The sequence below is a fragment of the Pseudomonadota bacterium genome, from assembly GCA_027624715.1.
In the GTDB taxonomy this organism is placed as follows: Bacteria; Pseudomonadota; Gammaproteobacteria; order Burkholderiales; family Eutrophovitaceae; genus Eutrophovita.
The window spans coordinates 1-15460 of sequence record JAQBTV010000020.1; the positions used below are offsets into that span (position 1 = coordinate 1).

The following is a 15460-nucleotide window of genomic DNA, read 5'->3' on the forward strand; positions in this document are numbered from 1 at the left end:
TTAGCCAGAACAGTTGTAATCGCCGCCGTTAGCGTCGTCTTACCATGGTCAACGTGTCCAATTGTTCCAACATTCACGTGCGGTTTTGTCCGCTCAAACTTTCCCTTTGCCATGATGTCCTCTTAATCTTTAATCAATTAGTTGAAAACCAATACCTACTATTTATTATTTACCACTGCTTCGGCAACACTTTTAGGTGCGTCTGCATAATGCTTAAATTCCATGGTGTACGTTGCTCGCCCTTGCGTCAACGAACGAAGAGTAGTGGAGTATCCGAACATTTCCGAAAGAGGAACTTCTGCCCGGATCGCTTTACCACCTCCGACCATATCTTCCATCCCCTGAATCGTACCTCGACGTCCGGACAAGTCACCGATCACATCGCCCATCTTTTCTTCCGGAGTTTCGACCTCGACCGCCATTATAGGCTCGAGCAAAACCGCATTCGCCTTCCTCATCCCATCTTTAAATGCAAGGATCGCGGCCATCTTAAAGGCGTTTTCTGACGAATCAACCTCATGATAGGATCCGTCAAACAAAGTAACTTTTACATCTACCACTGGGTAACCGGCAACAACCCCAGAGGTGATAGCCTCATTCAGTCCCTTTTGCACTGCGGGAATATACTCTTTCGGAACCGATCCGCCCTTTGTCCCGTCGAGAAACTGAAAGCCTTTACCTTGTTCGGCAGGCTCCATCTTCAACCAGACATGGCCGTACTGCCCCTTACCACCACTTTGCTTAACGAACTTACCCTCAATTTCGATAGAATTTTTAATTGCCTCACGATAGGCAACCTGTGGTTTGCCAATATTCGCTTCTACACCGAACTCGCGGCTCATACGATCTACGAGGATCTCCAAATGAAGCTCACCCATTCCCGAAATGATTGTTTGTCCAGATTCTTCGTCTGTTTTGACCCTGAAGGACGGATCCTCTTGCGCTAATCGACTCAAAGCAATGCCCATCTTTTCCTGGTCAGCTTTAGTCTTTGGCTCCACGGCCTGAGAAATAACCGGCTCAGGAAATTCCATTCTTTCTAGAACCACTGTCTTGTCTTGACTACACAACGTGTCACCCGTGGTCGCATCTTTTAACCCAACCGCAGCAGCGATATCTCCAGCTCGAACCTCTTTGAGTTCCTCACGATTATTTGCGTGCATTTGAAGTATTCGTCCAATACGCTCCTTTTTACCTTTTACAGAATTGTAGACCGCATCACCCGCTTTCAAAGTCCCTGAGTACACTCGGAAAAAGATCAATTGCCCGACATACGGGTCAGTCATAATCTTAAAGGCTAATGCTGAAAAAGGCTCCGCATCATCTGCTTTTCGTTCTGCAGGCTCTCCCGCTTCGGTCTCACACTTAATAGGTGGCACATCAAGGGGAGACGGCAAATAGTCGACCACACCATCCAACATCGCCTGCACACCTTTATTTTTAAACGCCGTTCCACACATCATTGGTACAATTTCTACTGCGATAGTGCGTGCTCGAATACCTGCTTGAATTTCTTTCTCAGAAAGATTGCCTTCCTCAAGATATTTATTCATCAATTCTTCAGAAGACTCTGCCGCAGCTTCGACTAGTTTTTCCCGCCACTCATCCGCCTCAGCTTGTAGCTCTGCAGGAATATCTCTCAATTCGAATTTGGTACCGCTGGTAGCATCGTCCCAATAAATCGCTTTCATTTTGACGAGGTCGATAACTCCTTCAAAACCTTCTTCAGCACCAATTGGGACCTGAAGTGCGATCGGGTTAGCTTTTAACCTCGCTCGCATTTGCTCAAATACTTTGAAGAAATTAGCCCCTTGTCGGTCCATCTTATTCACGAACGCGATGCGTGGCACTCGATACTTATTCGCTTGTCGCCAAACAGTTTCCGACTGAGGCTGGACCCCACCTACGGCACAATAAACCATGCAGGCACCATCAAGAACTCGCAGCGACCGCTCCACCTCAATCGTAAAGTCTACGTGTCCCGGAGTGTCAATGATATTAATCCGGTGCTCTGGCAAAGTGCCGTCCATACCCTTCCAGAAACATGTTGTAGCTGCGGAAGTAATCGTGATCCCTCGCTCACGCTCTTGAGCCATCCAATCCATGACTGCTGCACCATCATGCACTTCACCAATTTTGTGAGACACGCCCGTGTAAAACAGAATACGCTCAGTCGTCGTCGTTTTTCCAGCGTCGATGTGTGCACTGATCCCAATATTTCGGTAGTGCTCAAGCGGTGTAGTTCGGGCCATGCATGCTTTCTAGAATACTTTAAACTTAAAAACGGAAATGGGAAAATGCTTTGTTTGCTTCTGCCGTGCGGTGCACTTCTTCCTTTTTCTTCACTGCGCCGCCACGACCTTCTGACGCGTCCTTGAGCTCATTACCCAGCCTGGCAGCCATTGACTTTTCACTTCTAGACCTTGCCGCGTCCTTCAACCACCGCATCGCTAAAGCGCTACGACGCGAAGGACGAACTTCGACAGGAACTTGGTAATTAGCCCCCCCCACTCGTCGAGACTTAACCTCAACAAGAGGGCGCACGTTCGACAACGCACTATTAAAGATAGCCAACGGATCCGACTGACCATTTTTTGCAATGTGCTCAAGCGCGCCATAAACAATTCGCTCGGCCACGGACTTTTTGCCGGACTGCATAATTACATTCATAAATTTCGCAACCTCTTGGTTATGAAATTTCGGATCTGGCAATATCAACCGCTTGGGTACTTCTCTACGTCTTGGCATTTAAACCTCTTTGCATTCTTTTAACAGCCCGTTAAACGATACCTAACCCTTAGCTTTCTTAGCTCCATACTTAGATCGAGACTGCTTACGATCCTTCACTCCCTGAGTATCCAAACTACCTCGAACTACGTGATAGCGCACCCCTGGGAGATCTTTAACTCGCCCCCCTCTAATTAGGACAACCGAGTGTTCCTGCAAATTATGGCCCTCGCCCCCGATGTAACTAATCACCTCAAAGCCCGTCGTCAGGCGCACTTTGGCAACCTTTCTCAGTGCTGAATTTGGTTTTTTAGGTGTCGTCGTATACACACGAGTACACACTCCGCGCTTTGCAGGTGCGCCCCCGAGCGCAGGAACTTTACTTTTCACAATCGGCACTGATCTGCCTTTGCGAACCAATTGGTTTGTAGTTGGCATCTTAAATATTGGGCCCTAAATATAATTGATGGTCCACATAAATAAAGTTGGGACGGACACGATATCCGTCCCAACTCGTGTTGTAACCGTTACCCCAGTCACTATAAGGACTGGGAAAAAGACGGAAGAGTTTAAGACCACCCGCCCACTATGTCAAGTCGTAGCTTAGCCTTCGCCTTCAGAAACCTCCTCAAAAATACTCTCAGACTCGGCTGGTACGTCCTCAAAAATGTCAGGCACTTCTGGTAGCTTACGATTTCTATGGTACGCGAGACCTGTTCCACCCGGAATCAATCGACCCACAATTACGTTCTCTTTAAGGCCGCGAAGCTCATCTCTCTTGCCCATGATTGCTGCTTCAGTAAGTACTCGAGTCGTTTCTTGGAAAGAAGCTGCCGAAATGAACGAATCTGTTGACAACGATGCCTTGGTAATGCCCAGTAACACGTTGTCATAGGTCGCTGGCGTTTTACCCTCAGCAATGAGTTTTTCGTTAGCAGCCAGCACTTCAGAGCGCTCTACTTGCTCTCCCTGGATGAAGCTAGTGTGTCCAGAGTTGGTGATGTTCACGCGACGCAGCATCTGCCTCACAATAACCTCAATATGCTTGTCATTGATCTTCACGCCTTGCAAACGGTACACATCTTGAACTTCATCGATGATATATCGCGCTAAAGCCTCAATCCCTAATAATTTAAGGATCTCATGCGGATCCGGTGGGCCATCAACGATCATCTCGCCGATGTTAACCAACTGGCCCTCATGAACCATCATGTGCTTATCCTTAGAGATCAAAAACTCGTGAGATACACCATCACTGTCAGTCATAACTAAGCGCTGCTTGCCTTTGGTGTCTTTGCCGAACGATATAGCGCCAGTGACCGCCGCTAACATCCCAGCATCCTTCGGCGCCCGAGCCTCAAAAAGTTCCGCAACCCTCGGCAGACCACCCGTAATATCTCGGGTTTTTGAACTTTCCTGCGGAATTCGAGCCAGAATTTCACCAACCCCAACCTTTTGTCCATTTTTTACTGTAATGACCGAATTGACTGGTACCGTAATGTTCACTGGCGTGTCGGTTCCCGCAATTTTGATTTCCTCACCATTTTCGTCGACCAATCGAACGCTGGGCCGAGAGTCCTTCGCTTGAGAAGCGGAACTCCTCTTAGGATCGATGACCACTAGTGCTGAGAGCCCAGTTACATCGTCAATCTGTCTCGCAACAGTGACGCCCTCTACAACACTTTCAAATTTAACGGTACCCGAATATTCCGTAACGATCGGCCGTGTATGGGGGTCCCAATTGGCCAAGACTTTTCCGGCTTTTTCGGTGGAACCATCGGAAACCTGCAACATCGCTCCGTAGGGAACCTTATGTCGCTCTCGCTCTCTCCCGACTTCATCAAGGATCACAATCTCAGCAGACCGCGCAATAACAACTTTTTCACCACTCTCATTGGTCACATAACGCATTTGCGGTGAGAATTTAATAACCCCTTTGGATTTTGAATCGATTTGGCTAGCAACTGCAGTTCGTGACGCAGCACCCCCAATATGGAATGTTCTCATCGTCAACTGAGTGCCTGGCTCTCCAATCGATTGCGCAGCAATGACACCCACAGCCTCACCAGCACTAACCAAATGGCCTCGAGCCAAGTCCCGTCCATAACAATTCGCACAAAGTCCATAACGCGTCTCACAAGTCAGAGGTGTCCTCACCTTCACCTCGTCAACCCCGCTATTCTCAATTTGGTTCACCAGCTTTTCATCAAGCAAAGTCCCGGCTGTTGCTAGCAGTGCGCCATTTTCTGGATCAATCAGATCCTCTGCAACCACACGGCCGAGAATTCTTTCGCTCAAAGGCTCAACGACCTCTCCACCTTCGATTAATGCCTTTTGGACGAACCCGCGAGAGGTACCACAATCATCCTCTACAACAACCAAATCCTGCGTGACATCAACCAGTCTTCTGGTTAGATATCCAGAGTTAGCAGTCTTAAGCGCAGTGTCTGCAAGTCCTTTTCGAGCTCCATGAGTTGAAATGAAGTACTGCAACACATTCAACCCTTCTCTGAAGTTCGCCGTAATCGGCGTCTCAATAATCGAACCATCCGGTTTCGCCATGAGTCCACGCATACCGGCCAACTGTCTGATCTGAGCAGCAGAACCTCGAGCACCGGAGTCGGCCATCATATATATTGAATTAAAAGACTCTTGATAAATTTGTTGTCCCTTTTTATCTTTTACCGGAACCCAAGCATTGGAACCAACGTCCCACTTTTTAACTGGCTCTTTACCCAGCCGATCCATCATGGCCTTTGCAACCACATCTCCCGCTCGACCCCAAATATCTACAACCTTGTTGTATCGCTCGCCTTGCGTGACAAGACCCGAAGTATACTGACCCTCAATCTCTTTTACCTCTTCTTCAGCCCTAGCAAGAATTCTGACCTTATCTTCAGGAATCTCCATATCCTTAACCGCGAACGACAATCCTGCCCGCGTCGCAAACGTGAAGCCCGTGTTCATCAATTTATCAGCGAAGATCACCGTTTCACGTGTGCCACACTCTCTGAAACTCACGTTAATAAGGCGAGAAATTTCTTTCTTTTTAAGCGTCTTATTGACTAATTCAAAAAGCAATCCTTCGGGTAAAATCTCTGACAAGAATGATCGACCAACGGTCGTCTTCTGCCGACTGACGCGCCTACCGACGCCACCTTCTGCATCAGCCTTACCCTCGGCAATACGAACTTCACACGACGCTTGAAGCTCGATATCACCGTTCTGGTAAGCCCGCTTCGCCTCTGTAACGTTCGCAAAGATCATGCCTTCGCCCTTCGCCCCAATTTTCTCTCGGGTCATGTAATAAAGACCCAATACGATATCTTGAGACGGAACAATAATAGGTTCTCCATTAGCCGGGGAAAGCACGTTATTCGATGCCATCATCAAAGTTCTTGCTTCCATCTGCGCCTCAATGGATAGAGGCACATGAACAGCCATTTGATCACCATCAAAATCGGCGTTAAAGGCAGCACACACCAATGGGTGCAACTGTATTGCCTTGCCCTCAATGAGCACGGGCTCAAATGCCTGAATGCCCAAACGATGTAGCGTAGGCGCTCTATTCAAAAGGACTGGGTGTTCTCTAATCACATCCTCAAGAATATCCCACACTTCCGGAACTTCCTGCTCCACCAATCGCTTAGCAGCTTTAATCGTTGTGGCGAACCCCAAAACCTCGAGCTTATGAAAAATAAATGGTTTAAATAATTCAAGCGCCATTTTCTTCGGCAAACCACACTGATGCAATTTCAACTGAGGACCAACAACAATCACTGAACGCCCTGAGTAATCAACCCGTTTACCAAGCAAGTTTTGTCGGAATCGGCCGCCCTTACCTTTTATCATGTCAGCTAATGACTTCAATGGGCGTTTATTAGCCCCAGTCATCGCCTTGCCACGACGCCCATTATCAAGCAATGAGTCGACCGACTCTTGCAGCATTCGCTTTTCGTTTCGACAGATGATGTCGGGAGCCTTAAGCTCGAGAAGCCTCTTCAATCTATTATTTCGGTTAATGACTCTTCGATATAAATCGTTAAGGTCTGACGTCGCAAAACGTCCTCCGTCTAGGGGAACCAACGGTCTCAGATCTGGTGGCAATACGGGCAACACCTCCATCACCATCCATTCCGGCTTGATTCCAGACTTATGAAATGCCTCTAGAACTTTGAGTCGCTTAGCAATCTTTTTGATTTTAGTATCGGATTCGGTATCGCTCAGTTGTTGCCGAAGTATCTCAATTTCACCAGGTATATCAATATTTTTAAGTAGCTCGCGGATCCCCTCAGCACCCATCACCGCAGAGAACTCATCGCCAAACTCTTCGAATTTTTCTAAATAATTATCCTCAGATAATAAATCCCCTTTATTCAGAGGCGTCATTCCTGGATGCGTGACGATATAGGCCTCAAAGTAAAGCACACGCTCGATATCTCTGAGCGGAATATCTAAAACAATACCCAATCGTGAAGGGAGAGACTTAAGGAACCAAATATGCGCTACAGGTGATGCAAGCTCAATGTGAGCCATTCGCTCGCGGCGCACCTTCGACAACGTGACTTCAACACCACACTTCTCGCAAATAACACCACGGTGCTTTAAACGCTTGTATTTGCCACAAAGACACTCGTAATCTTTTACCGGCCCGAAAATCCTTGCGCAAAACAATCCGTCGCGCTCAGGCTTGAACGTCCGATAATTAATCGTCTCTGGCTTCTTGACCTCTCCATAAGACCAAGACCGAATTTTCTCCGGTGATGCGAGGCTGATTTTAATCGCATCAAATTCTCGTTCCTGATTTACCTGCTTAAATAGATCCAACAACGCTTTCATTGTTTACCCCTTTTAAATTCTTCGTCGAAGTATAGGTACTCGTTCAATGCCACTTAGTGCCGATCCAAATCGATGTCAATCACGAGTGATCGAATCTCTTTTACCAGAACATTGAATGACTCCGGCATCCCAGCATCAATTTTGTGTTCACCTTTGACAATATTTTCATACACTTTCGTTCGCCCATTGACGTCATCAGACTTAACCGTAAGCATTTCTTGCAAGGTATAGGATGCGCCGTAAGCCTCAAGCGCCCATACTTCCATCTCTCCAAAACGCTGACCACCAAATTGCGCTTTACCGCCGAGTGGTTGCTGCGTCACTAGGGAATATGGCCCCGTCGAACGTGCATGCATTTTGTCATCAACCAAGTGATGTAGCTTGAGTACATGCATGTAGCCAACAGTCACCTCTTGGTCAAACTGGTCACCCGTTCGGCCGTCAATCAGCACTATTTGTCCACTTTGCGGCAATCCTGCAAGCTCCAGCATTTGTCTAATTTCAGCCTCATCAGCACCGTCAAATACGGGTGTCGCAAATGGAACCCCGTTCTTCAACTGAGTCGCCAGCTCGAGCACTTCTTGATCCGTAAGTAACTCGATATCCTCGCTCTTACCGCTGGTGTTATAAACCTTATCGAGGAACTTGCGGATCTCTTCGATCTTGCTCTTCGCGGTCAACATCACACCGATTTTGTGGCCAAGGCCTTTTGCAGCCCAACCCAAATGTGTCTCAAGAATCTGTCCCACGTTCATTCTAGAAGGAACGCCAAGGGGATTTAACACAATATCCATTGGCGTTCCATCTGCCATGTGCGGCATATCTTCAATCGGAACAATTTTAGAAATAACTCCTTTATTACCGTGCCTTCCCGCCATTTTGTCGCCCGGCTGCAAGCGCCGCTTGACTGCGAGATAGACTTTGACCATTTTCTGGACACCGGGTGACAACTCGTCACCTGACGTTAATTTCTTCTGCTTTTCGCTAAATCGTTCATCAAAATCCTTCCGGGCTTGTTCAATACCTTCACGAACCTGTTCCACCTGATTAGCTGCTTCCTCATTAGCTAATCGGATGTCAAACCAGTTGTATCGGTTGATTTGCTCGAGATAAGATTTCGTGATTTTCGTACCTTTGGCTAACTTACTCGGACCACCATTGGCAATTTTTCCAATCAATAGCCGTTCCATACGGCCAAACGCATCGTTTTCAACAATCCGCATTTGATCTGATAAATCCTTACGGAATCGTCCCAATTCGTCATCAACGATCATCTGTGCGCGACTGTCTCGCTCAACGCCTTCACGGGTGAACACCTGTACGTCGATCACAGTTCCCGCCATACCAGACGGAACTCGAAGGGAAGTATCCTTAACGTCAGAAGCTTTCTCACCAAAAATAGCGCGGAGTAGTTTCTCTTCTGGGGTCAATTGAGTTTCACCTTTTGGTGTAACTTTTCCAACCAACACATCTCCAGCACGAACCTCAGCTCCGATATAAACAACACCAGACTCGTCCAAGCGCCCCAATTGACCTTCAGACAAATTTGAGATGTCTCTCGTAATTTCTTCAGACCCTAATTTTGTTTCTCTAGCAACAATTGACAACTCCTCTATGTGGATCGATGTGAAGCGATCCTCAGCAACAATTCGCTCCGAGATAAGAATCGAATCCTCAAAGTTGTATCCGTTCCATGGCATAAAAGCTACCAGGAGATTTTGACCCAAGGCCAACTCACCCAAATCGGTCGAAGCTCCGTCAGCAACCACGTCACCACGCGCGACAATGTCACCTGGTTTAACGATCGGTTTTTGATTGATATTCGTATTTTGGTTGGAGCGGGTGTACTTAACTAAGTTATAAATGTCGACACCCACGTCTCCAGCCCGTGTTTCTTCGTCGTTGACTCGAATAACGATCCTAGAGGCATCGACATAATCAACCAATCCACCTCGTTCCGCTTGAACTGCCGTTCCCGAATCAACAGCAACGATTCGCTCAATACCAGTTCCCACAAGCGCCTTCTCAGCACGTAGCGTAGGTACGGCTTGACGCTGCATGTTAGAGCCCATTAGTGCCCGGTTGGCATCATCATGTTCTAAGAACGGAATCAAAGACGCAGCAACTGACACAATTTGTGAGGGCGCCACATCCATCATGTCCACTCGGTCAGCAGAAACCAGTGTAAATTCCCCACGGTGCCGGCAAGAGACCAGATCGCCTGTTAACCGACCAGCCTTATCGTATGACGCGTTCGCCTGCGCGATAACGTATTGACCCTCGTCAATGGCTGACAGATACTTAATCTGGTCCGTGACTTTTCCTTTATTCACTGTCACATAAGGTGTCTCTAAAAAACCGTACTCATTCGTACGAGCGTAGAGCGCTAACGAGTTAATCAAACCAATGTTCGGGCCTTCCGGCGTCTCGATTGGACACACTCGACCGTAATGGGTTGGGTGCACATCTCGGACTTCAAATCCAGCGCGCTCACGAGTTAATCCACCAGGCCCGAGTGCCGAGATCCTGCGTTTGTGTGTAATCTCTGATAATGGATTGGTTTGATCCATAAACTGAGAGAGTTGCGAAGACCCAAAGAACTCTCTAACCGCAGCCGAAACCGGCTTGGCGTTGATTAGGTCGTGAGGCATCAAATTCTCAGACTCAGCCTGAGAAAGCCTCTCTCTCACGGCGCGCTCTACTCGAACAAGGCCTGAGCGAAATTGATTTTCGGCTAATTCACCAACTGAGCGAACGCGACGGTTACCAAGGTGGTCAATATCGTCTATCTCACCATGACCATTACGTAACTCAACCAAGATCGCAACAACCGCGAGAATGTCAGCATTACTAAGTGTTCCTTCACTTGGAATATTATTTTTTTGAGCTTCCTCATAAAAACTCTTGAGCCAAACCGAAGTTTTTTCGTCAATGACCTCAGGGTAGGCGCGTCGGTTAAATTTCATTCGACCAACAGCAGACAAATCGTATCGCTGTGGCGTATAGAAAAGTGCGGCGAACAAGGCATTTACAGAATCTTCAGTTGGAGGCTCTCCAGGCCGCATCATTCTATAGATGGCAACCTTGGCAGATAACTGATCTGGAGTGTCATCAGCGCGCAGCGTTTGCGAAATATAAGCCCCCTGGTCAAGGTCGTTCACATAAAGGGTTTCAATTTCCCCAATATTCCCCTCAACCAACTTCTCAATTAATTCTGTAGTGAGCTCCTCATTCGCCGACGCAATGATCTCCCCGGTATCTAAATCTATAATGTTTCTAGCAAGGATTCTCCCAACAAGAAACTCGTGCTCAACAGCTACTTTTTCGATGCCTGCCTCACGTAAATCATGTGCGTGTTTCGCCGTAAACCGCTTATCTTTTTCGATGATTAACTTACCTTGCTTCGTTTTGATGTCAAAACGAGCCGTTTCCCCTCTAAGCCGGTCCGGCTTGATATGAAACTCAGGCCCTTTTTTTCCAAAGTCGAATTTATCGAATGCATAGAAAAACCCGAGGATGTCTTCAACAGTCATACCAATCGACTTGAGTAGAATCGAAACTGGCAATTTTCGGCGGCGATCAATACGGAAGAATAAGTGATCCTTTGGGTCAAACTCAAAGTCAAGCCAAGAGCCTCGGTAAGGAATGATTCGCGCAGAAAACAACAATTTGCCCGATGAATGCGTATTACCACGATCATGCTCAAAAAAGACACCTGGAGAGCGATGTAATTGAGAGACTATTACACGCTCCGTTCCATTAATCACAAACGAACCTGTCGATGTCATCAATGGGATCTCTCCCATATACACGACCTGCTCTTTCGCCTCTTTAATCACCTGCTTTGGCTTTGGCGAATCCTTGTCAAGTAACGTCAAACGAACTCGAGCACGAAGTGGTGCCGCATAAGTCAGACCCCGCTGCTGACACTCCTTCACATCAAACGCTGGAGTCCCTAATTGATAGGAAACAAACTCCAAACGCGCATTGCCAGAGTGACTCTCCATTGGAAATATCGACTCAAACGCGCTTTGCAACCCCTGCTGTCGACGCTCCTCGGGCACAACTGAAGTTTGCAGAAATTCAGAATATGATTCCAACTGTGTCGCTAATAAGTATGGGACAGGAGCAACACCTTGACGCTTCGCGAAACTCTTCCGAATGCGTTTTTTCTCGGTGAAAGAATAGGCCATAATGTCTCCGTAAATAGAACCCAGCAATACATTACTGAGTGTTAACGTCAATTAAGAGGGCCTGGTGGTTGGCCGCTACCAACCTCTGGCGGACGACTGGAAAAACCAGTCCGACCAAACCGTAGAGATAATACAAAAACGTAAATAAAAACAAAAAAGCTTTTATTTACCCTCTCAAAACCACAAATCGGTTCACCCCCGATGAGGAGGCAAACCGTTTGGGCAATACTTTAATGAACGGGTTATTTAATCTCAACCGCCGCACCAGCTTCTTCAAGCTTTTTCTTGCACTCATCTGCTTCCGCTTTTGATACGCCTTCTTTAACTGCCTTTGGAGCGCCATCGACGAGGTCTTTGGCCTCCTTAAGACCAAGTGATGTAAGCGCCCTAACCGCCTTGATGACTGACACTTTGTTATCACCAGCGCCGGTAATAATCACGTCAAATTCAGTCTTTTCTTCGTCTGCTGCAACCGCTGCCGCTGCAGGCACAGGCATAGCTGCTGCAACCGCTGCCGCTGCTGAAACGCCAAATTTCTTTTCCATCTCTGTGATTAGCTCAGAGAGCTCCAGCACAGACATACTCGCAATTGCGTCTAAGATTTCTGCCTTAGTCATTTTTATTTCTCCTGAAATCAGTTTTAAGTGTTCAAATATTGATCAACGCTGTTTACGCTGCTTCTTGTTCTTTCAAATCCCTGACTGCAGCAACACCTCTTACAAATTTCGTTGGTACCTCTTTGAGGGTTTGAACGAATTTTACGATTGGCGCCTGCATAGTGCCCAGCAACTTCGAAAGCAATTCATCCCGACTTGGCATCTTCGCCAAAACAGAGACGTCCGCTGCGGACATCACCCGATTCGGCATCGCACCGACCTTAATCAGAAACTTATCATTAGTCTTCGAAAAATCACTAAGCACTTTCGCGGCAGCGACAGGGTCATCGGAAATCCCATAAGCTAAAGGACCCACCATATCCCCAGACAGCCCCTCAAATGGGGTGCCCTTCACTGCCAACTTGGCCAAAGTATTCTTGAGAACCCGCAGATAAACACCACTATTGCGGGCGTTAACCCTGAGTTGCGTCATCTCTCCAACCGTTAAACCTCTATACTCAGCGAGCACAACGGCTTGAGCATCCGAGAGTTTTTCGGATATCTCTAAGATGACAGCCTCTTTTTGTTTCCTATTGAGACTCAAGTTTTTCTCCTATTGTTGACAAAAAGTAAGGCAACCCTGCCTCACCACCCTCTTCAATAGCGTCCTTTGACACAAGTGGTGAAATTCACAAACATTACAATGAACACCAACAACCTGTCTTTAGGTATCACTATCTGCGTAGGCCACAGAGCCGAAGCTCGACATTTAGGTTCTCTCGAACACCTACGGTCTTTGACAGGCCAGCTCCACAATATTCATCGTTGAGCTGGCACCAAAGTTCTTATTACTAACTAGTCCACGCCGACTGATCAAGCCTTAGGCTGGGGCCCATCGTACTTGAAACGGCAACACGCCTTAGATATACCCCTTTTGAGCCACTAGGCTTATTTTTTTTGAGCGCATCAATCAGCGCTTTAAAATTTTCCGCCAAATCATCTTCAGCAAAAGAAGCTCTACCAATAGTGCACTGGATAATACCCGCCTTATCAGTCCTAAATTGAACTTGGCCGCCCTTTGCATTCTTTACAGCCTCACCCACATTTGGTGTAACCGTTCCCACTTTTGGATTCGGCATCAGCCCTCTGGGACCTAAAATCTGCCCAAGCTGACCAACAACTCTCATTGCGTCCGGAGTCGCAATGACTACATCAAAATCCATTGATCCGGCTTTAACCCGCTCCGCTAGATCCTCAAACCCAACGATGTCCGCCCCTGCCTCTTTGGCTTCATCGGCTTTATCAGCTTGCGCAAACACGGCAACTCTCACGGTCTTACCGGTACCCTTAGGCAGCACGACGGCTCCGCGAACCAGCTGATCTGATTTTTTAGCGTCCACCCCAAGATTGACCGCTATATCAATCGATTCATCAAACTTAGCAGTCGAATTTTTCTTGGCCAGTGTCAACGCATCAAACAGGTTATAAAACTTACTCGGATCAACCGTTTCTTTTATTTTCTTAGTTCTTTTCGACAGTTTCATCATCTTTAGTTCCCTTCAACCTCGACACCCATGCTGCGCGCACTACCGGCAATAATCTTAACCGCCGCATCGATGTCACCCGCATTGAGATCTTCCATTTTTGCTTTTGCAATCTCCTCAATTTGAGCTCTGGTTAGCTTTCCGACTTTATCGGTATGAGGTCGTGGGCTTCCCTTATCAAGCTTTAGCGCCTTTCTAATCAGCACTGAGGCTGGCGGGGTCTTAATGATGAATGTAAAGCTCTTATCAGCAAATGCCGTAATGACCACAGGCAGAGGCAGCCCTGGCTCGTAGCTTTGCGTCTTCGCATTAAAAGCTTTACAGAACTCCATGATGTTCAAACCCCTTTGACCCAAAGCTGGGCCGACCGGAGGACTAGGATTTGCTTTACCAGCAGGGATTTGTAACTTAATAAAACCTATTACTTTCTTTGCCACTACAACACTCCTTCATAGTAAGTGCGGGTCCAAACGCGCCCAATCAGAACGCTCCCCAAAGAATTACAGCCCGATATTATAACTGAAAACACAATTGTGTTTCCTAATAATGGCTTCGAAATTACGCTTTTTCTACTTGAGCAAAATCCAACTCAACCGGCGTTGAACGTCCGAATATGGACACCGAAACGTGAATTTTGTTTTTTTCGTAATTGACTTCCTCTACATTTCCAAGAAAATCAGCGAATGGCCCATCCTTAACTCTCACGCCTTCACCAAGCTCAAATAAAGTCTTGGGCTTGGGTTTTTCAAAACCCTCTTTAATTTGGCCAAGGATCCCATCAACCTCTTTTTGCGTGATAGGCGCTGGTTTATTGCCAGAACCGCCAACAAAACCAGTGACTTTAGAGTTACTCTTAACCAGATGCCAGGTTTCATCCGTCATATTCATCTCAACCAAGACATAACCTGGGAAAAATTTGCGCTCGCTGATTGACTTTTGCCCACCCTTTATCTCGACCACTTCTTCTACCGGGACTAAAATTTCACCAAAGTGCTCCTGCATCCCGGCTCGCTCGATGCGCTCCAACAAACTCTTCTTTACGCTTTTTTCATAACCTGAATAAGCATGTACCACGTACCATTTCATATTCGTTAGCCCTCCACACCGAGAATCATTCTAATCAGCGATCCGAGCACGCCGTCAATACCCCAAAGCACGAGCGCCATCACCAAGACGAACACTACCACGATGCCTGTGGTCTGGGCGGTTTCCTTTCTAGAAGGCCACACAACTTTTTTGGTTTCCACAATCGCTTCGCGGCCAAACTGAATCAAGTCACGACCTTTCTCTGTGAAAGAGAGCAAAACAAAAGCAACTGCAAATCCAACGAGCACACAAAGTACTCGAAGGACCATTGGTTGATCACTTAACATATATGACCCAACAATACCCGCTATGAATATTAGCGCCGAAAAACCAAGTTTTAAGTTATCCATTACCATTTGCGCTTACCGTCCAAAAAAAGAAACTGTTTTAATACAACGCCATCTTAATGGCAGGCCAGGAGGGTCTCGAACCCCCAACCTTCGGTTTTGGAGACCGACGCTCTACCAATTGAGCT

The 15460-nt window shown here is 47.1% G+C and carries 12 protein-coding genes; all 12 read right to left on the reverse strand.

The genetic code is table 11. From position 1 onward, the window contains the following. On the reverse strand, nucleotides 1–113 hold a 113-nt coding region (locus O3A65_08435), incomplete at its 3' end, for a GTP-binding protein (protein MDA1332488.1). A gap of 45 nt (nucleotides 114–158) precedes the next feature. After that, nucleotides 159–2252, reverse strand: a complete 2094-nt coding sequence (fusA, locus tag O3A65_08440; protein MDA1332489.1) for an elongation factor G — start codon at nucleotides 2250–2252, stop codon at nucleotides 159–161. Nucleotides 2253–2277: 25 nt separating this feature from the next. Next, complete coding sequence (gene rpsG / locus O3A65_08445) at nucleotides 2278–2748, reverse strand: 30S ribosomal protein S7 (GenBank protein ID MDA1332490.1); 471 nt, start codon at nucleotides 2746–2748, stop codon at nucleotides 2278–2280. Nucleotides 2749–2790: 42 nt separating this feature from the next. Then, nucleotides 2791–3165 carry a 30S ribosomal protein S12 gene (rpsL, locus tag O3A65_08450; protein MDA1332491.1) on the reverse strand — a complete coding sequence of 125 codons (375 nt, stop codon included), beginning with the start codon at nucleotides 3163–3165 and terminating at the stop codon, nucleotides 2791–2793. Nucleotides 3166–3330: 165 nt separating this feature from the next. Then, nucleotides 3331–7566: a DNA-directed RNA polymerase subunit beta' gene (rpoC, locus tag O3A65_08455; GenBank protein ID MDA1332492.1), complete on the reverse strand. Its 4236-nt coding sequence runs from the start codon at nucleotides 7564–7566 to the stop codon at nucleotides 3331–3333. Between the two features lie 53 nt (nucleotides 7567–7619). After that, on the reverse strand, nucleotides 7620–11759 hold the full coding sequence (rpoB, locus tag O3A65_08460; protein MDA1332493.1) for a DNA-directed RNA polymerase subunit beta: 4140 nt from the start codon (nucleotides 11757–11759) through the stop codon (nucleotides 7620–7622). A gap of 242 nt (nucleotides 11760–12001) precedes the next feature. Further along, nucleotides 12002–12382: a 50S ribosomal protein L7/L12 gene (gene rplL / locus O3A65_08465; GenBank protein MDA1332494.1), complete on the reverse strand. Its 381-nt coding sequence runs from the start codon at nucleotides 12380–12382 to the stop codon at nucleotides 12002–12004. A 46-nt stretch (nucleotides 12383–12428) separates the two neighbouring features. Continuing rightward, nucleotides 12429–12959 carry a 50S ribosomal protein L10 gene (rplJ, locus tag O3A65_08470; GenBank protein ID MDA1332495.1) on the reverse strand — a complete coding sequence of 177 codons (531 nt, stop codon included), beginning with the start codon at nucleotides 12957–12959 and terminating at the stop codon, nucleotides 12429–12431. Between the two features lie 247 nt (nucleotides 12960–13206). After that, on the reverse strand, nucleotides 13207–13902 hold the full coding sequence (gene rplA / locus O3A65_08475; protein ID MDA1332496.1) for a 50S ribosomal protein L1: 696 nt from the start codon (nucleotides 13900–13902) through the stop codon (nucleotides 13207–13209). Between the two features lie 2 nt (nucleotides 13903–13904). Then, complete coding sequence (rplK, locus tag O3A65_08480; protein ID MDA1332497.1) at nucleotides 13905–14336, reverse strand: 50S ribosomal protein L11; 432 nt, start codon at nucleotides 14334–14336, stop codon at nucleotides 13905–13907. A gap of 121 nt (nucleotides 14337–14457) precedes the next feature. Continuing rightward, on the reverse strand, nucleotides 14458–14985 hold the full coding sequence (gene nusG / locus O3A65_08485; protein ID MDA1332498.1) for a transcription termination/antitermination protein NusG: 528 nt from the start codon (nucleotides 14983–14985) through the stop codon (nucleotides 14458–14460). Nucleotides 14986–14990: 5 nt separating this feature from the next. Continuing rightward, the gene (gene secE, locus O3A65_08490) at nucleotides 14991–15335 is read right to left on the reverse strand and encodes a preprotein translocase subunit SecE (protein MDA1332499.1); all 345 of its coding nucleotides are present in this window, start codon (nucleotides 15333–15335) and stop codon (nucleotides 14991–14993) included. Nucleotides 15336–15460: the final 125 nt, after the last annotated feature.

Coding starts and splice junctions, on each gene's coding strand:
- nusG (MDA1332498.1), bottom strand. CDS start 14,985: ATGAAATGGTACGTGGTACATGCTTATTCAGGTTATGAAAAAAGCGTA.
- secE (MDA1332499.1), bottom strand. CDS start 15,335: ATGGATAACTTAAAACTTGGTTTTTCGGCGCTAATATTCATAGCGGGT.
- fusA (MDA1332489.1), bottom strand. CDS start 2,252: ATGGCCCGAACTACACCGCTTGAGCACTACCGAAATATTGGGATCAGT.
- rplA (MDA1332496.1), bottom strand. CDS start 13,902: ATGATGAAACTGTCGAAAAGAACTAAGAAAATAAAAGAAACGGTTGAT.
- rpoC (MDA1332492.1), bottom strand. CDS start 7,566: ATGAAAGCGTTGTTGGATCTATTTAAGCAGGTAAATCAGGAACGAGAA.
- rpoB (MDA1332493.1), bottom strand. CDS start 11,759: ATGGCCTATTCTTTCACCGAGAAAAAACGCATTCGGAAGAGTTTCGCG.
- rpsG (MDA1332490.1), bottom strand. CDS start 2,748: ATGCCAAGACGTAGAGAAGTACCCAAGCGGTTGATATTGCCAGATCCG.
- rpsL (MDA1332491.1), bottom strand. CDS start 3,165: ATGCCAACTACAAACCAATTGGTTCGCAAAGGCAGATCAGTGCCGATT.